General features: G+C 70.4%; 18 protein-coding genes and 1 pseudogene (2 of these 19 cut by a window edge). 17 read left to right on the top strand and 2 right to left on the bottom strand.

Annotated features, from left to right (window positions below; genetic code table 11):
* From FrCorBMG51_RS34460 to FrCorBMG51_RS04790, 5 genes are all read left to right on the top strand, one after another.
* A protein-coding gene (locus FrCorBMG51_RS34460) for an AMP-binding protein (protein WP_476742109.1) crosses the window boundary here: on the top strand, positions 1-371 show its end. The gene continues 571 nt to the left of window position 1, outside the view; only the last 371 of its 942 coding nucleotides appear in the window; its start codon lies beyond the left edge, outside the window; its stop codon occupies positions 369-371.
* The gene (locus tag FrCorBMG51_RS34465) at positions 304-642 is read left to right on the top strand and encodes an AMP-binding enzyme (RefSeq protein ID WP_200902333.1); all 339 of its coding nucleotides are present in this window, start codon (positions 304-306) and stop codon (positions 640-642) included. Before FrCorBMG51_RS34460 ends, FrCorBMG51_RS34465 begins: the two co-directional genes overlap by 68 nt.
* Positions 639-1,832, top strand: a complete 1,194-nt coding sequence (locus tag FrCorBMG51_RS04780) for an NAD(P)/FAD-dependent oxidoreductase (RefSeq protein WP_047221905.1) — start codon at positions 639-641, stop codon at positions 1,830-1,832. Before FrCorBMG51_RS34465 ends, FrCorBMG51_RS04780 begins: the two co-directional genes overlap by 4 nt.
* Positions 1,829-2,281: a nuclear transport factor 2 family protein gene (locus tag FrCorBMG51_RS04785; RefSeq protein ID WP_052914309.1), complete on the top strand. Its 453-nt coding sequence runs from the start codon at positions 1,829-1,831 to the stop codon at positions 2,279-2,281. Before FrCorBMG51_RS04780 ends, FrCorBMG51_RS04785 begins: the two co-directional genes overlap by 4 nt.
* 506 nt (positions 2,282-2,787) lie before the next feature.
* The gene (locus FrCorBMG51_RS04790) at positions 2,788-3,420 is read left to right on the top strand and encodes a TetR/AcrR family transcriptional regulator (RefSeq protein ID WP_047221906.1); all 633 of its coding nucleotides are present in this window, start codon (positions 2,788-2,790) and stop codon (positions 3,418-3,420) included.
* A 13-nt stretch (positions 3,421-3,433) separates the two neighbouring features.
* Here FrCorBMG51_RS04790 and FrCorBMG51_RS04795 read toward each other — a convergent pair whose 3' ends face one another.
* Positions 3,434-4,996 carry a class I adenylate-forming enzyme family protein gene (locus FrCorBMG51_RS04795; RefSeq protein WP_052914310.1) on the bottom strand — a complete coding sequence of 521 codons (1,563 nt, stop codon included), beginning with the start codon at positions 4,994-4,996 and terminating at the stop codon, positions 3,434-3,436.
* A gap of 100 nt (positions 4,997-5,096) precedes the next feature.
* Between FrCorBMG51_RS04795 and FrCorBMG51_RS04800 the strand changes: the two genes are divergently transcribed.
* The 9 genes from FrCorBMG51_RS04800 (at position 5,097) to FrCorBMG51_RS04840 (ending at position 13,070) form a co-directional block, all read left to right on the top strand.
* A complete protein-coding gene (locus FrCorBMG51_RS04800; protein WP_157180391.1) occupies positions 5,097-6,257 on the top strand; it encodes a PucR family transcriptional regulator in 1,161 nt (386 codons plus the stop codon).
* A gap of 85 nt (positions 6,258-6,342) precedes the next feature.
* Positions 6,343-7,425 (top strand): amidohydrolase family protein, encoded by a 1,083-nt coding sequence (locus tag FrCorBMG51_RS04805; RefSeq protein WP_047221908.1) that lies wholly within the window; start codon positions 6,343-6,345, stop codon positions 7,423-7,425.
* A gap of 88 nt (positions 7,426-7,513) precedes the next feature.
* A complete protein-coding gene (locus FrCorBMG51_RS04810) occupies positions 7,514-7,846 on the top strand; it encodes a metal-sulfur cluster assembly factor (RefSeq protein ID WP_047221909.1) in 333 nt (110 codons plus the stop codon).
* A 169-nt stretch (positions 7,847-8,015) separates the two neighbouring features.
* Positions 8,016-8,771, top strand: coding sequence for an enoyl-CoA hydratase/isomerase family protein (locus tag FrCorBMG51_RS04815; RefSeq protein WP_047221910.1), 756 nt, complete (start codon positions 8,016-8,018; stop codon positions 8,769-8,771).
* A complete protein-coding gene (locus FrCorBMG51_RS04820; RefSeq protein ID WP_013874221.1) occupies positions 8,768-9,265 on the top strand; it encodes a MaoC/PaaZ C-terminal domain-containing protein in 498 nt (165 codons plus the stop codon). The genes FrCorBMG51_RS04815 and FrCorBMG51_RS04820 overlap by 4 nt, the downstream gene beginning before the upstream one ends.
* Positions 9,266-9,986: 721 nt before the next feature.
* Positions 9,987-10,517, top strand: coding sequence for a thiolase C-terminal domain-containing protein (locus FrCorBMG51_RS34470; protein ID WP_476742110.1), 531 nt, complete (start codon positions 9,987-9,989; stop codon positions 10,515-10,517).
* Positions 10,514-10,924 (top strand): Zn-ribbon domain-containing OB-fold protein, encoded by a 411-nt coding sequence (locus FrCorBMG51_RS04830; protein ID WP_200902334.1) that lies wholly within the window; start codon positions 10,514-10,516, stop codon positions 10,922-10,924. Before FrCorBMG51_RS34470 ends, FrCorBMG51_RS04830 begins: the two co-directional genes overlap by 4 nt.
* Positions 10,925-11,076: 152 nt before the next feature.
* Positions 11,077-12,249, top strand: coding sequence for a thiolase family protein (locus FrCorBMG51_RS04835; RefSeq protein ID WP_047221912.1), 1,173 nt, complete (start codon positions 11,077-11,079; stop codon positions 12,247-12,249).
* A 2-nt stretch (positions 12,250-12,251) separates the two neighbouring features.
* Positions 12,252-13,070, top strand: a complete 819-nt coding sequence (locus FrCorBMG51_RS04840; protein ID WP_047221913.1) for an enoyl-CoA hydratase/isomerase family protein — start codon at positions 12,252-12,254, stop codon at positions 13,068-13,070.
* Positions 13,071-13,137: 67 nt separating this feature from the next.
* On the opposite strand, the pseudogene FrCorBMG51_RS04845 reads toward FrCorBMG51_RS04840, so the two are convergent.
* Positions 13,138-15,856, bottom strand: a pseudogene (locus FrCorBMG51_RS04845) (ATP-binding protein).
* A 332-nt stretch (positions 15,857-16,188) separates the two neighbouring features.
* Here FrCorBMG51_RS04845 and FrCorBMG51_RS04850 point away from each other — a divergent pair.
* From FrCorBMG51_RS04850 to FrCorBMG51_RS24675, 3 genes are all read left to right on the top strand, one after another.
* Positions 16,189-16,827 (top strand): hypothetical protein, encoded by a 639-nt coding sequence (locus FrCorBMG51_RS04850; protein WP_047221914.1) that lies wholly within the window; start codon positions 16,189-16,191, stop codon positions 16,825-16,827.
* Between the two features lie 576 nt (positions 16,828-17,403).
* The gene (locus tag FrCorBMG51_RS28925) at positions 17,404-17,553 is read left to right on the top strand and encodes a hypothetical protein (protein ID WP_235433316.1); all 150 of its coding nucleotides are present in this window, start codon (positions 17,404-17,406) and stop codon (positions 17,551-17,553) included.
* A gap of 233 nt (positions 17,554-17,786) precedes the next feature.
* On the top strand, positions 17,787-19,246 hold the 5' portion of the coding sequence (locus FrCorBMG51_RS24675; RefSeq protein WP_476742111.1) for a DUF2232 domain-containing protein. Its footprint extends 874 nt past the window's final position; the window shows 1,460 of its 2,334 coding nt (coding positions 1-1,460); its start codon is at positions 17,787-17,789; the stop codon falls past the right edge of the window.

The raw sequence follows: 19,246 nt of genomic DNA on the forward strand, positions 1-19,246 counted from the left end.
GCGGGTGTCGCCGGTGCCGCCGATCTCGGTGGCACGCTCGCCGTCTACCGGACGGTGCACTCCGAGACCGGTGCGGACATCCCGGCCGGCGAGGTGGGCGAGCTGGTGGTCCGCGGCCCGATCGTCACCCACGGCTACTACAACAAGCCCGCGGAGACCGTGGCGCTGTTCACTCCCGACGGGTGGATGCGCACGGGCGACCTCGGCCGCATCGACGAGCAGGGCTATCTGATACTGACCGGCCGCAAGAAGGAGTCCTATCGCTGCGGCGGGGAGCTGGTGCTGCCCGGCGAGGTGGAACGGGTGCTCACCGACCACCCGGGCGTGGCAGCCGCGCACGTCGTCGGGATCCCGCACGCACGGATGGGTGAGGTCGGGTGCGCCTGGATCGTGCCCGGCCCGGGGCGGCCCACGCCGGACGAACTCGTCGCCTACTGCTCGAGCAGGCTTGCGCGCTTCAAGGTCCCCGACGCGGTGCTGTTCATCGAAGAGGACGAGATCCCGGTGACGGCCACCGGCCGGGTGCAGAAGTTCATGCTGGCGGAGCGGGCGGTGGCCCTGCTGGCCCAGACCGCACAGGCAGATCAGGCTGCACAGACCGCGCCTGACGCTGCCCGGCCGGCCCCGGTGGGGTCGGTGTGAGCGACCCACGGATCGTCATCGTGGGCGGCGGGCTGGCAGCCGTCCGCACCGCCCAGAGCGTGCGTGACCTGGGCCACCGCGGCGAGGTGCGCATCCTCTCCGCCGAGACGGAGCCGCCCTACGACCGTCCCCCGCTGTCCAAGGAGTACCTGCTCGACGCGCTGCCGGACGATGCCATCCGTCTTCTCGGCCCGTCCGACTACCGCGCTCTGGGGATCGAGCTTGAGCTCGGCCGGCCCGTCATCGCGCTGGACACCGTGGCCCACACGGTGGCTGTCGCTGGCGGGCCGGTGGTCCCCTACGACCGGCTTGTGATCGCCACCGGCGCCCAGGCGCGGCCGCTGGACGCTGTCACCGGCCGCACGGCGGCGTTCGCGCTGCGCACCGCCGCCGACGCCCGCAGGCTGGCGGCCGTGCTGCGCGACGGGCGGCGGATCGCGGTGATCGGCGGTGGGTTCATCGGCCTGGAGGTCGCCGCGACGGCGCGCGCGCGAGGCTGCGCGGTGACGGTGATCGAGGCCCAGCCCGCGCCGCTGCTGGGCGCGGTGGGCCCGCTGGTCGCGGACTGGCTGCAGGCGCGGCACAGGGCACACGGCGTCGAGTTCCGCTGCGGGGTGACCGTCGCCGCCGCGGGGGCCGCGCCGGACGGCGGCGAACGGCTCAGGCTCTCCGACGGGTCGGTGCTCGACGCGGATGCCGTCGTTGTCGGCGTGGGGGTCGTACGCGATGTCGGCTGGCTCGCCGAGGCCGGTCTGGAAGTCGCCGACGGCCTCGTGTGCGACCTGGCCGGGCGGACGGACGCGCCGGACGTGTTCGGCGCGGGAGACGTCGTCTGTCATCGCACCGAGCACGGCCTCGTCCCCGTCGGGCACTGGACCGCCGCGGGAAACAGCGCCCGGCGCGCCGCGCACACGCTGCTCGGCCTGCCCGCTCCGAACCTGCTCGACGACGGGTTCTTCTGGTCGGATCAGCTCGGGCTGCGGCTACAGTTCGCCGGCCGGGCCGACGCCGGCAGCGAGTTCGTCGTGGTGGCGGGTGACATGGCCGCCGACTCGTTCGTCGGGCACTTTCTCGCCGAGGGCCGGGTCAGCGGTGTGTTCGCCGTCAACAACCCTCGCCAGTTCCTGCGTAGCCGCAAGGAGCTGCGCGCGGCCCAGGAATCCACCACCGTCAGGGAGGTCCTCCGATGACCGTCGCCCACGAGCTCGACGCCGCCGCCCGCCAGGAAATCATCGAGCTGTACGCGCAGTACACGCACGCCTTCGACGACAACAGCCCGGAGGACCTCGCGGACCTGTTCACCGACGACGGGATCTTCGTACGCGACGACGCTGAGCCGGTGCACGGCCGGGCCGCGCTGGCGGAGCTGGTCCGCGGCGTTGCGGCCCGGGGAGCGGGCAGCCGGCATCTCGTTTCCTCGGTGGTTGTGGAGCCTTCGGCCACCGGCGCCTCGGGCAGCGCGTACGTGCAGGTCATAAGCATCGACGCGGACGCGGTACGGCTCGTCGTCATCGGCCGCTATCACGACGAGTTCGCTCGTTCCGAGGGCCGCTGGCGGTTCCGTTCGCGCCGCTTCACGTCGTTCACCAGCGCCGGGCTGACGGGCGCGACCATCGCGGCCGCGGCGGAAGCGGGCTGATCCGACGGGCCTGACAACAGACCTGCCACCGTCTGCCGAACCAGCGGGACGGCGTCGAGGAAGCGCCGGGGCAGCTCAGTCGAGGAAGATCGACAGCCGGAGGCGCGTTCGGGCACGGCGCCTCCGGCGCACAGGTCGGATACCCAACGTGCCGCGCACGCCATGCGACGGATGCGGGCTGAAGAGCCGGCGTTCACCCGTAGAAGACGGTCAGCCACGTATCGGAACCGGCCCGCTCGACATACAGTAAACGCTACGAAACCACGATGGTCGCCACGAGCGCAACCTGTCGGAGGGGGGATCCTGTCGTTCGCGATCGTCATCCCCTGCGAGGGACAGATCGGCGAAACAATTGTTTGTTGAATAGGTCACATCATCGGTACCAAATGACCGTTTTGACTGTTTGTGAAACGGACAAGACGGACAATTTTTCCAGTTCTCCGGCGATATTGGATCGACGCGACCGTACGATCGGATCTGGATCAGGACTTCGGGGAGGCGCACGGGTGGCTAAGCAGCGGGAACTACGGGTGACCAGGCAGCGGGAACGCGGCACTCGAGCGGCATCGGGGCCCGTGTCGGCCGAGCTCATCGAGCGGGAGGCCATCCGCCTGTTCGGCGAGAGGACGTATCCGGTCGTCGGGATGCGGGACATCAGCGACGCGGTCGGAATCCTGCCCGGCAGCCTGTACGTCCACATAAACAGCAAGGAAGACCTGCTGATCAAAATTGTCGAACGGGGCATCCGAAGCTATCTGGACGCCATCGCGCCGATAGCGGAATCAGAACAGTCCGCAACGATTCGACTGCGAAAAGCGATCAAAGCGCACATGCTGGTCCTCGCGACCGCCCTCGAGCAGACGCGGGTGAGCTTCCACCAGTGGACCTACCTGAGCTCCGAGCACAAAGAACGCGTCATCCTGATGCGGCAGCGCTACGAGGAGCTCTTCAGCAGAATCCTGAACGACGGCATCAGCTCCGGAGAGTTCCGGGACCTCAGCAATCCCCGCATCGCCGTGCTCGCCCTGATAGGCATGCTGAACTCGGCGACGGAGTGGTACTCCCCCACCGGCCCGCTCAGCCCCGAGGCGCTCAGCGAGGTCCTCGCCGACAACGCTCTGATCGGACTACAGAAATGACCGCCCGCCGGCATCACCCCGATCCGGAGAACTGTTCGCGCAGCTGCCGCTTGAGGACCTTGCCGTAGGCGTTGCGCGGGAGCGACTCCACCCACACCACCCGCTTCGGCACCCGGTAGCCGGCCAGCCTCGTCCGGCATGCGGCCAGCACCGCGTCGCTGTCACGGCTGTCGTTCGCCGACACCAGTACGGCGGTCACCGCCTCGCCCCAGATCCGGTGTGGCAGCCCGATCACGGCCGCGTCCTTCACCCCCGGCAGATCGACAAGCACGTCCTCCACTTCACGGGCATAGACGTTCGACCCACCGGTTACGATCATGTCCTTCTTCCGGTCGACGATGTACAGATAGCCGTCGCCGTCGAGGTAGCCGATGTCGCCGGTGTGCAGCCAGCCGCCGGCCATCGTCCGCGCGGTGTCCGCGGGGCGGCCCCAGTACCCGCTCATGGTCTGGGGAGCGCGCGCCACGATCTCCCCGGCCGCACCGTCGGGCAGGGTCGCCCCCGCGTCGTCGACGATGCGCAGCTCGACCCCGGGAAGCACCCGCCCCGCCGAACGGACCAGCGGCGAATCAAGATTCCCCAGCGCGTGCAGATGGTCCTTCTGGTCGAGAACCGTGAAGAACATCGGTGATTCCATCTGGGCAAACGACTGGATCAGACGCCCGGCGAAGACCTCCGTCGCCTCCCGCATGGTCTCCGGGTCGATCGGGGAGCCCGCGTAGTAGAGCCGGCGCAACGAGGCCGGAACCGTCCAGTCCGGCGGCCGCGCGTCCAGCAACATTCTGATCATCGATGGCACCATGAACATCCCGGTGACGCCGTGCTCGGTGAGCAGGCGCAGGGCACGCCCGGCGTCGTAGGAGTGGCACAGCAGACTGTGGCCGCCGAGCAGCAGCGTGGGCAGGAGCAGGAAGCCCGCCCCGTGCGTCAGGGGAGCAACGTGCAGCGTGACCTCGTCGTCGCCGAGCCCGAGCACCCGCACCGCGGTCTCGGCGATGCTGAGCCAGGAACGGTGACTGAGGACGACCGCTTTCGGTGAGCCGGTCGTGCCGCTGGTGTACATCAGGCTCGCGGGGTCACCATCGGCCCGCGCGACCGGCCGCGCAAGCGGTTCGGCGCGGGCGGCCAGCGCCGTCAGCCCGGAATCCGCGTCGTCCCGCGCGTCGGCGTACACGATCGTCAGCCCGGGCAGCCGCGACGGATCCGGGAGCCGGTCGCTGAACTCGCTGGTGGTCACCAGCACCCGGCTTCCCGAGTCGGTCAGCATGTGCAGGTAGTCCGCGGGCGTCAGCCGGACGTTGAGGGGGACGGCGACCAGCCCGCCCGCCGTGGCACCGAGATACGCCTGGACGTACGCGTGGCTGTTGTGGAGCAGCAGCGCGACCCGGTCGCCGGGCTCAAGACCGAGCCCGAGCAGTCCGCCGGCCACCGCGGCGACGCGTTCGACCAGCTGCGCGTAGGTCGACGTGGTGGCACCGACGGCATCGTCGAGATCGGTCAGGCAGGGCCGGTCGGGATGCCGCCGGGCGGCATCCCAGAGGACCTGGGCCGCCGTGATCTGATCGCCGTCAGCCATAGCGATGAGACTAGGAAACACGGCACGTCCGGGGATATGGAGAATCCATGAAAAACGGGGACCAGTATTAGGAGCCTTCTCCAAGATCGAGGTGGTGCCGATGCCTGACGCCAGTGGCAGTCTGCTGGTCACGACCGCGCAGCGGCTTCGCCAACGCACCGACGATCTGGTCGAACGACAGCTGAGCGCGCTTCGGACGCTGCGTTCCTACGACCGGGTGCCCGACGACGACCTTCGCCGGTCGTGCCGACGCAACGTCGCCCGGGTCGTCGCGGTCCTCGAGCGGCGCGACCAGCTACCTTCGGAGATCGAGGAGGACGAGCGGGCCTCCGGCCAGCGCAGGGCGTTACAGGGCATCCCTTCCGAGGACGTCGTCGAGGCATACCGCAGGGTGCTCAGTGTGCTGCGCGACGCGTTCATCGAGGAGGCGGTGGCGGCCGGGGCCGACCCGTGGGCCGTGCTCACCGGGGCCCGGCAGCTGTGGGACCTCACGGACCGCTTCAGCAGCGTCCTGGTTTCCGCGCGCCAGCAGGTGGAGATCGACGCCGCCCGTCGCGACGAGCGCCACCGGATGGCGTTTCTGCACCGCATCCTCACCGGCGGAGTCGACCCCGCCGAGCTTGTCGAGGGCGGCGCGATACACGGCATCCTGCCCGACCGGGAGTACTGGGTGCTGCGCTGCCGGCAGCGCCCGGACGGGGTGCAGCGACTGATCCGGCAGCTGGAGTCGGCCGGCATCGGCGCGGGCTTCCGGCCGCTGATCACCATGTTCGACGACGACGTGGTGGGGATCAGCGCGATCCGCCCCGTCCCGTACGACGACGCCGTGATCGCGGTTGCCGGGCCGGTGACGCTCACCGGTGTCCCGCAGGCGTTCGCCGAGGCCACCCGGGTGCTCAATGTCGCCGTGCGCTACCGCCGTACCGGTGTCGTGGACAGCTCCTCGCTGTCGGTACGGGCCGCGGTCGAGCAGCAGGGCGAACTCGGCGAACAGCTGTTCCGTCGTTACATCACCCGCCTGAGCGGCCGGAGCGGAAGCGCGTCGGCCGAGATACTCGAGACCGTGCAGAGCTACCTGCGCGAACGTCGGTCGGTGGCAGCGGTCGCACGGGCACTGTCGATCCACGAAAACACGGTGCGTTACCGACTGGAGCGATATCAGACGATCACCGGCGCCGACCTCGCCGACACGGACGCCCTCGTCGAGGTCTGGTGGGCGCTGGAGTACGCCAGCATCCGGCCGACGGGCCCCGGCGCGTAGGCCGCGTCCGAGGGTCGCTCGGTTGACGGGCGGGCACCACCATGGAAACCTTGCAACAAACAGTTGTTTGTATCGGAGGGCGACAATGATCGACGGAGCCGTCGTGGTGGATGCCGTGGTGCATCCCTACAACCTCGCCCCGGCGAACCAGAACCCCAAGGCCCGCGATCAGCTCGAGGCGGTCTATGGCGCGCACGTCCTCGCGACCGACCAGAACCGTCCCGAGTACCTGCTCACCCACGACGAGTTCTTCTCCGACTTCCCCTTCGAGGCGATCGCCGACTCGCTGTTCGTCGAGAGCCCGGTCGACCTCGCGGTCATCCACGCGCTGCCCAACCTCGGATTCGCCCGCGGCCACGTGACCGCGCCCGAACGCGCCGCGGCGTTCCGGGACCGCTACCCCGACCGGTTCCGGCTGTTCGCCACGGTCGACACCCCGATCACCGACGCCGCCATCACCCAGCTGGAACAGCAGGTCACCCAGTTCGGTGTCGACGGGCTGAAGCTGTATCCCGCCTTCTTCTACGACGATGTCGGCAGGGGCTGGCGGCTCGACGACGCCGACTACGCCACCCCGCTACTGGAAGCCGCCCGCGACCTCGGCATCCGCAACGTCGCGGTGCACAAGGCACTGTGGCTGCCACCCGCCCCGCGCAGCGCCTTCAGCCTCGACGACCTGAATCTCCCGCTGGAACGGTTCCCCGACATCAACTTCCACGTGGTGCACGCGGGCGCGGCCTTCCTCGAGGAGACCGCGACACTGCTGCGCCGGCACCGCAACCTCTACGCGACCCTCGAGTCCGTGTTCGCCTACGTGGTGGTCAGGCCGCTCGTGTTCGCCAGGATCCTCGGCACCCTGCTGCGGGCCTGCGGCGCCGACCAGCTGCTGTTCGGCAGCGGCTCCAACCTCTCCCACCCGGCTCCGCTGCTGGCCGCGTTCGACGGTTATGAGCTGCCGGACGACCTGGTGGCCGAGCACGGCTATCCCCAGTTGACCGCCGAGGACCGCCGCAGGATCCTCGGCGGGAACGCGCTGCGCCTGCTCGGCCTCGAGGCAGCCACCGTTACCAGCCGCGTCGCGGACGACGAGTTCGCCCGCGAGCGCCTGCGCGGCGTGGCCCGGCCCTGGGGACAGCTACGCACGGGCACGACAGCGGTACGAGGATGAGCCGCCGGGCAGGGCGTGCGCACAGTCGTCCTCCGAGGAACGGGGACGACGGCGCGGCGCGGAGCCGACGGAGCGGATCGGGGGTCCTGTGAACCGCACGGAGACGGCGGCACCCGCCGAGGAGCGGATCCGCGAGGCGCTGCGCTCGGTCCCCGAGCCGTGCGGCCTGCTCATGCGTACGCCGATCGACATCTGCGAGATGGGGCTGGTCGACGAGATCGAGTGCCGCGCGGGGAACGTGCGGGTGGTGCTCGTCCTCACCGACACCTCCTGTGTGCACTTCTCCGGCCTGAAGCGTTACATCACCGATGTCCTGACCGCGCTCCCCGGCGTCGAGTCCGTCGAGGTCACGGTGTCGACGACCCAGCTGTGGACGCCGGACCGCCGGCAATCGGCACCGGGCTCGCCGCACCCGCCCTGAAAACGGACCGCCCGACGACGCACCGCGCACCGCCGGCCGGCGCGGCCGCAGCCGGGAGGCCCCGTGCTCCGCTCCGTACGGGATCCGGGTTCACGGAACACCTCGCTTGTGGGCACGCGGCACCCCTGCTAATGTTGAACAAACAATTGTTTCGGAAAGGGTAAAAATCATGGCATATATCACCCCGCTATTGGACGACTACGCGAAGAAATACCAGAACATCCGCCTCGAACGCAAAGACGGAATCTTAGAACTGACCGTCCACAGCGAGGGAAAGAGCCTGGTGTGGACGTCCAATGCCCACGACGAGCTGGCCTACTGCTTCGCCGACGTCGCCTGCGATCCCGAGAACAAGGTTGTCATCATCACCGGCGCCGGCGACTCGTTCTGCTCGGAGATCGACTTCTCGAGTTTCAGCCTCTCGACCGCGATCGACTGGTCGCAGATAATCTTCGAGGGCCAGCGGCTGCTGAACAACCTGCTCGACATCGAGGTTCCGGTGATAGCCGCTATCAACGGCCCGGCCACCATCCATCCGGAGATACCGGTCCTGTCCGACATCACGATCGCCGCGGACACCACCACGTTCCGGGACTCCCCGCATTTCCCGTCGGGCATCGTCCCCGGTGACGGGGCGCACGTGACATGGACGCACGTGCTCGGGCCGCAGCGCGGCCGCTACTTCCTGCTCACCGGCCAGGAGCTCGACGCCCACCAGGCGCTGGACTACGGCGTGGTCAACGAGGTGCTCCCGGCCGAGCAGGTCCTCCCCCGCGCGCGCGAGATCGCCGAGAACATCGCGGCCAAGCCACCGCTGGCCCGCCGCTACACCCGGGTGGCGCTGACCCGCGAGCTCAAGCGGCTCATGCACGAACAACTCAGCCTGGGCCTCGTCCACGAGGCGCTCGCCGCGCTGTCGCTATGAGCAGCACGACGCTCTCCGGTTTCAACCGTCTCAGGCGGTACTTCGAGGACTTCGCCGTCGGGGATGCCGTGCGCACCCCCGGCCGCACCGTCGACATCGGAGACATCACCACCTTCGCCGGTCTGACCGGGGACCACTACCCGTTGCACGTCGACGAGGAGTACGGCCGCACCACCCGCTTCGGCGGCCGTATCGCGCACGGCCCGCTCACCTTCGGCTTCGCGGTGGGGCTCGTCGCGCTCTCGGGCTTCCTCGGCGAAGCGATCGTGGCCTTCCTGGAGTGCCAGCACCTGCGTGCGCTGGCGCCTGTGCATCCGGGCGACACGCTCCAGGTGCACGCGAAGGTCGTCGAGAGCGAGACCGGCAACAACGCCAGATACGGGACGCTGCGCCTCGACTACAGCGTCATCAACCAGAAGGACGAGGAGGTCATGCAGTTCCGCATGGTCCTGCTCGCCCGCCGCCGGCCACCCGTGGAGAACAACGGTGCCTGACAGTGATCCCGCTTCCGATGCCGCGCCGAGCGCCCTTCCCGACCGCGGCTCGCCGGAGGAGGCCGTTTTCGTCGGTCTCGGTGAACTGCCGTCCGGGCGGTACCCGGACCGCCCGTTCATGGGGCAGCTCGTGCATGCCGCGGTCGCCGCGGTCCGCGACGCCGGGCTCACCGTGCCCGACATCGACACCATCCTGCTGATCCCGTGCCTGCACTCCTTCGCGGACCAGGCTGATCTGATCTTCTCACGGCTCGTCGAGGAACTGGGGCTGCACGGGCGGGCCAAGAGCAGCTTCATGCTGCACTCCGGCGGATCCACCAGCGACAACACGATCCGTTCCGCCGCGGGGCTGATCGCCAGCGGGCACGCGCGCAACATCCTGATCGTGCAGTCCGAGAAGTGGGGCTCCGCGCCGGTCGGCGAGATGATCGACATGCTCACCGCCAACGGCATCCCCCGCGAGTGGGAGAAGCTCTCCGGGCTGACGTTCAACGCCGTGGGAGCACTCATCACATGTCGTTACATGGCCGCGAGCGGCTCCACCGCGGCGGACATGGCGTCGGTCTGCGTGGCGCTGCGCGAGTGGTCCCGGCTGAACCCCAACGCGATGTACAGGGACAGGACGCTCACCGTCGACCAGGTACTGAACTCGAAGATGGTGACCGACCCGCTGCACGCACTCGAGTGCCCCATGCTGGCCGACGGGGCCGTCGCGTTCGTCATGACCAGTGCCGAGAACGCCCGCCGCGCCGGTAGGGACGCATGGGTGCGCATCGCCGGATCCGGCGGCTGCGTCTCCCACTACAGCATCGGCCAGGAGGCCGACCTCGCCGTGCTCGGCTGGGCGAAGGCCGGGGTGGACGCGTACGAGCAGGCCGGCTGGGGCCCGTCGGACGCGGATCTCGCCGAGGTCTACGACTCCTACGCCGCAGTGCTCACCAGCGGCCTCGAAGGGCTCGGGCTCGCGCCGAAGCACGAGGCGGCCCGGATGTTCGCCAGCGGCGAGTTCTCACCGGGCGGACGGCTGCCGGTCAACACCAACGGCGGGCTGCTGTCCGCCGGNGGGCTGCTGTCCGCCGGCCACACCGGGGTCGGCGGCGGCAGCGCGCTGCTGGCGGAAGGGGTACGCCAACTGCTCGGCAGGGCAGGCCCCGAACGCCAGGTAGCCGACGCCACCCGGGCGGTCTGCGGCGGCACCGGCGGGACCTACATGGACAGCCAGGTACTGCTGCTGGAGGGGGTGACCCGGTGACCGAGACCGGCATGGAAGCGCTCACGGATCCGTATTACGAGGCCCTGAAACGCGGTGAACTCGTCGTCCAGCACTGTAAGGCGTGCAATCACAACATCATGTACCCCCGTCATCTCTGCCCGTTCTGTTACGAAACAGACCTGAGCTGGGTCCCGTCGTCCGGCAGGGGTGTGCTGCACAGCTTCGCGGTACAGCGGTTGGGGCCGCCCAGCGGATTCGAGAACGACCTTCCCTACGCGGTCGGTGTCGTCAAACTCGACGACGGTGTTCAGCTGCTCGGCCGGCTGTGGCCCGACCCCGACGGCGAGTGGAGCGGCTATTCCTGTGACGGCCGGGTCGAGTTCCACGGCGCGGACGCCGCCGAAATCGCGCGCCGGCCCGTTCCCTGGTTCCGCCGGGCCGACTGAGAATCCGGGATTTCCGCCCGCCCCGTGCCGGTCCGCGGCGGTCCGGAAACCGCGGGCCGGTATTTCGCCGGCGCGGACGTTGGACAGAACCGGCGACGCTGACCGGCAGGGCTGACCGGCCAGCCTGACCGGCGAGAAAGGGTGCGCTCATCATGGGCAAGGTACGGATCATCGGTGTCGGTATGATCCGCTTCGGACGGGATGTGCACCGCGGTGAGCGGGCCATGGTCGAGGAGGTCGTCGATCTCGCGCTGAAGGATGCGGGGATCACCGCGTCCGACGTGCAGCGCGTCTTCTCCGGCAACGCGGCCGCGGGCCTGGTGTCCGGGCAGGAGATGATCCGCGGGCAGGTGGCGCTGCAGGGCACCGACCTGGCCGGGGTTCCCCTGGTCAACGTCGAGAACGCCTGCGCGTCCAGCAGTTCGGCCGCCAACCTGGCGTTCGAGGCCATCCTGTCCGGTCGCTGCGACGTGGCGCTGGTCATCGGTGTCGAGAAGCTCTCGCACACCGAGAGGTCCCGGGCCTTCGACGCCCTGCAGGGAGCCACCGACGTGTCGGCCGTCTCCCCCGCGACGGACGGGCCGGCCACGAACTCCGTGTTCGTCGACGTCTACGCCCAGGAGGCCAGGAAGTACCTGGCCGAGTACGGCGCGACGGTCGCCGATCTCGCCGCGGTCGCGGTCAAGAACCGTCGGCACGCCTCGCTCAACCCGCTGGCCCAGTTCCAGAAGCCGCAGACCGTCGAGGAGGTGCTGGCCGGGCGCGTGATCGTCGACCCGCTGACCCTGCCGATGTGCTCTCCGACGACGGACGGAGCCGCCGCCGTCGTGCTGTGCTCGGACAGCTACGCCCAGCGGCTGGATCGGGCCGGGTGCGAGATACGCGCGACCCGCCTCGCCGCCGGTGCCGGGCCCGGCTCGCAGCCGGTGGCCGTCGCCGTGGGCGCGGCGTTCGACGACGCCGGCCTCGGGCCCGACGACCTCGACGTGCTCGAGCTGCACGACGCCGCCGCGCCCGCGGAGATCCTCCAGTACGCCGACATCGGCCTGTGCGCGCCCGGCGAGGGGCACCTGCTCGTGCGCTCCGGCGCCACCGCCATCGGGGGGCGGCTGCCGGTGAACGTCAGCGGCGGGCTGCTCAGCCGCGGGCATCCCATCGGGGCGACGGGCTGCGCGCAGCTCGTCGAGATCTACGACCAGCTCACCGGACGGGCCGGCGGCCGGCAGGTCGAGGGGGCCCGGGTGGGCATGGCTGTGAACGCCGGCGGCTGGCTGGCGGGTACCTACGCGGCCGCGGTCGCGACCATCCTTGAGAAGGCGGCCTGACAATGGGCAAGCGAGTCGATCTGGAGACCCTTTTCCACGAACGGGTGGCCGACGGGGTCGTGGTGGTGACACTCAATCGTCCGGAGCGCGGCAACGGCGTCGTGCCGGAGCTCGTCCGCGACCTGCTGGCGGCGCTGACGACGCTCGAGGCCGACCGCACGGTGCGCTGCCTGGTCCTCACCGGTGCCGGCCGGCAGTTCTCCGCCGGCGCCGACCTGAAGGCGATGCGGGAGTACATCGACCACCGGCTCGCCGTCGAGCAGGAGCCCTACAACGCCCGGGTGCTCTTCCCGGTCACCCAGCGGGTCGTCGCCTCGCGGCTGCCGACGATAGCGGCGATCAACGGCGGCGCCACTGCGGGCGGGCTCGATCTCGCCCTGGCCTGCGACCTGCGGATCGCCTCGACAGCGGCCAGGCTGGGCGAGACCTACATCAACATCGGGCTGCCGCCCGGCAACGGCGGGACGTGGTTCCTGCCCAGGCTCCTCGGCTCCGGCCTCGCGGCCGAACTGGCCCTGACCGGCGAGCTGCTCGACGCCGCCCGCGCGCTCGAGATCGGGCTGGTCAACCGGGTGGTCGAGCCCGACGAGCTGATCCCGGCCGCCGTCGAGCTGGCCTCGAAGATCGCGGCGAAGTCCTGGCGGGCCGTCGAGGCGACCAAGCAGGCGCTGCGCTCGACCTGGCAGGTCGATCTCGCCACCGCGATGACGACCAGCTACTGGAGTGTGGCGGCGCTGCACCACGGCCCCGACCTGTCCGAGGGCATCGACGCCTTCCTGCAGCGCCGTCCGCCCGTCTTCAACCGCCCGGCCAGCCCCTGACGGAAACACCCGCGCCAACTGCCCACGCACACGGCGAGGCGGTTTGGAACCGGCCTGAAATCCCAGATCACCCGCTGGGAGGAGCGGCGGGGACCGGGTGCTGGACGGACCAGGCGGCAGGCAGGGTCAGAACCATCGTGAGCCCGCCGCCGGGGGTGTCGTCGGTGACGAGGGAGCCGCCCATGGCCTCGGCCAGTCCGCGGGAGAGAGCGAGGCCGAGCCCGACGCCGGTGGTGTTGTCCCGGTCGCCGAGGCGCTGGAACGGCTGGAAGACCCGGTCCCGGTTCTCCGCCGGGATACCAGGCCCACGGTCGATGACCCGCAGCTCGACCCTGTCCTCCAGCGCGCTCGCGGTGATGACGGGATGGGTCCCCGCCGGGGAGTGGCGCAGGGCGTTGGCGGCGAGGTTGACCACGATCCGCTCCAGCAGCGTGGGGTCGGCGTAGATGTCGGGCAGGCCGTCCGGCACCTGGATCTCCACCGTCCGCCCGGGCGGCCCGAGCTCGTCGAGGGCGTGCGGGACGACGTCGTCGAGACCGGTCTGGCGGGGGAAGACGCTGAGCACGCCGGCCTGCAGCCGGCTCATGTCCAGCAGGTTGTCGACGAGCCGGGTGAGCCGGTCCATGGACTCGTCGGCGGTGGCCAGCAGCTCCGCCTGTTCGTCCGGCGTCCAGGTGACGTCCCGGCTGCGCAGGCTCGTGACGGCCGCCCGGGCCGAGGCCAGCGGTGAGCGCAGGTCGTGGCTGACCGCGGCCAGCAGGGCGGTGCGCACCCGGTCCGCCTCGGCCAGCGGCCCGGCTTCGGCGGCGGCCTCGGCGAGCCGGCGCTGCTCAAGGGCGAGCGCGGCCTGCACGGCGAACGCGGCGAGTATCCGGCGATCCGCGGCCGGCAGTGGGCGTCCGCGTAGCACCAGGGCGAGGTTGTCGCCGACCGGCACGTCCACGTCGCCCTCCTCGGGGCGCGTGCACGGGTCGAGGCCCACGCTGTGGACGGCACGCCAGCCACGGCCGCCCGGGAGCAGCGGCCTGTCAGCGTCCGCGGCGGTGGCTGTCCGCGCGGCACCCGCTCCCCCGCCGCTCCGCGCGTTCTGCCCGTTCCGCGCGTTTCGCGTGTTTCGCTCGTTCTGCTCGTTCCGCGTGCCGGGCCCGCTCTGCCTGCTGTCGTCCGTGCGCTCGAGGAGGGTCGCGGCCGTCATCCCGAACGTCTCCCGGACCCGTTCGAGCAGGGCCGGCAGCGCGTCCTCACCACGCAGGACGCTGCCGGCGAGCACCGACAGGGTGGCGGCCTCGGCGGAGGCCCGCACCGCCTGGGTGTACCGGCGGGCGGCAAGGTCGACCACCCTGCTGACCATGATCCCAACGAGGACGAAGGCGACCAGCGCAAAGACATTGTTACGTTCCGCTATCGTCCAGCGGTGGTGGGCGGCGAAGAAGTAGTAGTTCAGTAGCAGAGAGCTGGCGACCGCGGTGAGCAGCGCCGGCCAGAACCCGCCCACCAGCGCGGTGACCACCACCGCCAGCAGGTAGACAAGGACGTCGGTGGTCACGTTGAGCGAGCCCCGGGAGTTCGCGAGCCCGATCGTCAGCAGCGGCAGGACGATCGCGGCCATCGCGGTCGCGATCAGCCGGCGCCGGGGCCGCAGCCCGTGGGCGCGGCGCGGCAGGCGCCATCCCCGGCCGGCCTCCTCGTGGGTGACCATGTGGACGTCGATCGACCCGGACAGTTTCGTGGTGGTGACGCCGATCCCGGGGCTGAGCACCTGGGCGAAGCGTCCCCGCCGACTGGCCCCGAGCACCAGCTGGGTGGCATTCTCCGCGCGGGCGAAGTCCAGCAGCGCGGCCGGGACGTCGTCGCCGATGACGTGGTGGTAGGTACCGCCGAGGTCTTCCACCAGCGCCCGCTGGCGGGCCAGCGCCCGGGGGTTCGCCCCGGTCAGCCCGTCGGAGCGGGCGACGTGCACCGCGAGCAGGTCGGCGCCCTTGCCGCGGTCGGCGATCCGGACCGCCCGGCGGATCAGCGTGTCGCCCTCGGGCCCGCCGGNTGTCGCCCTCGGGCCCGCCGGTGAGGGCGACAACGACCCGCTCCCGGGTCTCCCAGGTGCCGGATATCCCGTGTTCGGCCCGGTACCGGTCGAGCTGTTCGTCAACCTTGTCCGCTACCCACAGTAACGCGAGCTCCCGCAGTGCGGTGAGGTTGCCCACCCGGAAGTAGTTCGACAGCGCCGCGTCGATCTTCTCGGGGGCGTAGATGTTGCCGTGGGCCATCCGCCGGCGCAGCGCCTCCGGCGCCATGTCGACCAGTTCCACCTGATCTGCCTGGCGGACGACATCATCGGGCACCGTCTCCCGTTGCGCCACCCCGGTGATCGTCTCGACCACGTCGTTGAGCGACTCCATGTGCTGGATGTTGACGTTGGAGATGACGTCGATGCCCGCGTCGAGGAGCTCCTGGACATCCTGCCAGCGCTTCGCGTTACGGCTGCCGGGGACGTTGGTGTGCGCGAGTTCGTCGACGACCGCGACCGCGGGCCGGCGCGCGAGCACGGCGTCGACGTCCATCTCGGTGAACGTCGAGCCACGGTAGGAGATCTCCTGGCGCGGGACGACCTCCAGCCCGTCGAGCAGTGCGGCTGTCCTGGGACGGCCATGGGTCTCGACGAAGCCGACGACCACGTCGGTGCCCCGGTCCCGACGCCGGTGCGCCTCGTCAAGGGCGGCGAACGTCTTGCCCACGCCCGGCGCCGCACCGAGGTAGACCCGCAGGGTTCCCCGACTCACGACGTCCATCGTGCGCCGTCCTCCCCATCGTGGCCATACCCGCGCCAGACCCCGTACCGGCGGCGGGCGGGCACCGGTACGGAATCAGGCGGGCCGGCCAGGGTGTGGGGCGAGGCCGGCCGGAACACGTCCCGCGGCTCCGAGCACAAAAATTATGATGTACCGCCCTTTGCTACTTTGACATTTCAAATTAATACGTTAGACGTTTCAATGACCTGGAACGGTTCATACGGTTACACCAGCAGCATTGGCGATCGGAAGCAGCCGAAGCAGTGAAGAAAGTTAGGTGAGCTGCGTTATAAACGGACCCAACGGACGAACGGGCGATTACCGTATCGGCCATGGCGCCAGCGGGACTTTCCTGGCAGACGCTGCACGATGTCGGTGCCCTCGCATTGGTCGACACCGATTCGCAACGAGCTGCCGCGGTCGTACGACCATGCACCCCTGAACTCGACATCACCGACATCGTGGAAGCCGAACGCCTGGTCCAGGCGTGGGTGAACGCGACCACCCGCCAGGAGGCGGAGGCGGCCCTGGCCACCTGCCTGCGGGTCGACGCCGTGCGCCTCCTGCAGTCGCTGGGCTGGTTGCTGGCGATGTGGGCGGTGACCCTGCATCTGCGAACCGGTGAACAGCCCCACATGGTCATCCGGTCGTTGACCTACCGCGGGGTGTGGCGCGGCGCGCAGGCACCCCTTTCCGAACAGGTGTGGGAGTCGCTCAGTGAGCGGATCCGCGTCGGCGCGCTGGCCGCGCTGACCGGGGACGCCGAAATCGCCAACGCGTTCCGGCAGGCGGTCCAGCGGCCCGTGGGCATCGCCGAGGTGCTGTTGCACCACGCCCTGGTGGTGATGGACGATCTCGCCCGCAGCATGCACGCCATCGGTGTCGACCCGACCAACCTCGCCCAGACCCTGGCCGTGTACACGGCGCAGCCGTCCGCCCTGCAACCCCCCTCCTTCCGTCCGTTGAAATGAGCACCTGAAATGGGAGCACCGCGGTTGACGTGAGCGGTGCGGTGGCCACGTGCCCGGGCCGTCCGGCCCGGGCCCACCCGGAGACGGTCATCTCCCGACAGCAATGACCATCTCCGGGTGGAAGCGCTGCCCGGCAGAAGCGCCACGGCGGCACGGGCCGGCTTCGGCGCTGCCCGGCGCCGGGGCATCCCGACCGCCCGGGGCATCCCGACCGCCCGGGGCATGTGGTGTCGAGGCCGATGGTGGGTATCGTGTCGCCAGGCCGCCTGCCGACGATGCCGTTGGCAGCGCTGATGTGGCGGTACCGATGGCAGTGCCGACCGGAGTGGCAGTGCCGACCGGGCGTCCTCTGGTGGCGGTCAGCGGTCGACGGTTCGGTCCGTGGGCGGGTTACCCGCAGGCGTACGTTTCCCTACCATCCACGGCCGTCCGCGTGGACGACACAGAGCATCCATGATCTTTGTCGCAGGCGGCCCGGGCTTCAGGCCGGGCGGTTCGGACACCCCGCAGGTTCCATGCGACAGTTGGATGTCCGGTGCGGCACGCATGGGAGCGGGTGGATGAGTGGAGCGGCAGGTGGGCCCGTGGGAACCAGCCAGGGACCAGCGGGAACCAGGCGGGGAGCGGGCGCGTTCCCCGCTCACCACGGTGACGCCGCAACTGTCCACCGGACGCACCTGCCCGGTCACGATCACCGACGAGAGCACCACCGGACCGGAGAGCTGACGGTGACCACCTTGTCCGACCCGCCCACGGCCGGCTCCCCACCCACCCGTTCCGCGCCCATCGGTTCAGCGCCCATCGGTTCCGCGCCCATCGGCTCAGCGCCCATCGGCTCCTCGCCCGCCGGCTCCGTGCCCGCCGCTGCCGCCGGGGTGACGCAGCCAACCGGGACGCCGCGGGCCCGGCAGCGGCTGCGCACGGTGGAGATCGTCGAGGCCGCGCTCCTGGTCGATCTGGTGATCGCGATCTGTCTGGTCACGCGCTTTCTTCCCTTCGGCTGGCTGCTCACGATCGTCGCGACGGTTCCCGCGGCGACGCTTGCCGCCCGATGGCGGCTGCGGGCGGCCTGGACGGCGATGGTCGCGGCGCTGGCGGTGGCCGTCCTCATCGGCGGCACCGGCTTCGCGATCACGATCACGTCCTGCATGATGATCGGCACGCTGCTGGGCATCGCGCACCGCCGCCGCTGGGGTCTTGTGCGCACCACGGCGGTCGGTCTCGTCACGCTGTGGGCGCCGGTGGCGCTCGGCATGAACGCGCTGTTCTGCGTGCTCACCGATCTACGGGCGCTGGTGCTCGCCGAAATCGTCAACAGCTGGGACGGGGCCCGCAGCAGCCTCGTCCGCGTCGGTGTCGACCCGGACAGTCCGGGTCTGGGTACCGCGGACGCGCTCGTCCGGTGGGGCGCGGTGCACTGGTGGGTGCTGCTGCCGATCGCGCTGCTGGCCAACACCGCCGGCAATGTGCTCGCCGCGGCCGTGGTCACCCGCCCGGTGCTGCGCCGGCTCGCCGTCGGCGCGCCGGAAGCCCGGTCCGACCACCCGAACGCGCCCATATGGGCGCCGGCAGCGGCGTCGGCGCGCCGGAAGCCGGCAGGTCAGGGGCATCCGGAACCGCCGCCGGTGGAGCAGTCGCCACATCCGCTGCCCGTCCGCCTGGAATCCGTCACCTACCGCTACCCTCATGTGACGCGGGATGCGCTGCGGGACGTGTCGCTGACGATCCGGCCGGCCGAGTTCGTGGCTATCGTCGGCGGCAACGGTTCGGGGAAGTCGACGCTCGCCCGGATCATCAGCGGCTGGCATCCCACCGATGGGCAGGTACTGCGGCCCGGCGACTGCGCGCTGGGCCGCACCGGCGGCACCGCCATGATCTTCCAACGGCCGGAGTCACAGGTCCTGGGAGTCCGGGTCCGCGACGACGTCGTCTGGGGCCTGCCCGACGGCGGCGCCACGGTCGACGTGGAGACCCTGCTGGAGCGGGTCGGGCTCGCGAACGTCGCCGACCGCGAAACCGCCACGCTCTCCGGTGGGCAGCTCCAACGGCTGGCGGTCGCGGCCGCGCTCGCGCGGGCACCCCGGCTGCTCGTCTCCGACGAGTCCACCGCCATGGTGGACGCCGAAGGCCGTGACCAGCTCACCGACCTGCTGGCGCGGCTGCCCGACGAGGAGGGGGTCGCGGTCGTCCATGTGACCCACCACCCGGCGGAGGCACGGCGGGCGCACCGCCGGATCGTCCTCGACGCCGGCCGGCTGACCTCGGTGGGCGCTCCGACGGGCGGTATACCGTGCGTCTCTCCCTGGCGCCCGCCGCGGGCCCGGCCGCTGCGGTCCGTCTCGGCAGCCCTCCCGTCGCCCACCCTGTCGGTCGGTCTGCCGGCCGACAGACCGACCGACAGACCGGCCGGCTCGGCGTC

The sequence above is a fragment of the Protofrankia coriariae genome, from assembly GCF_001017755.1.
Classification (GTDB): Bacteria; Actinomycetota; Actinomycetes; order Frankiales; family Frankiaceae; genus Protofrankia; species Protofrankia coriariae.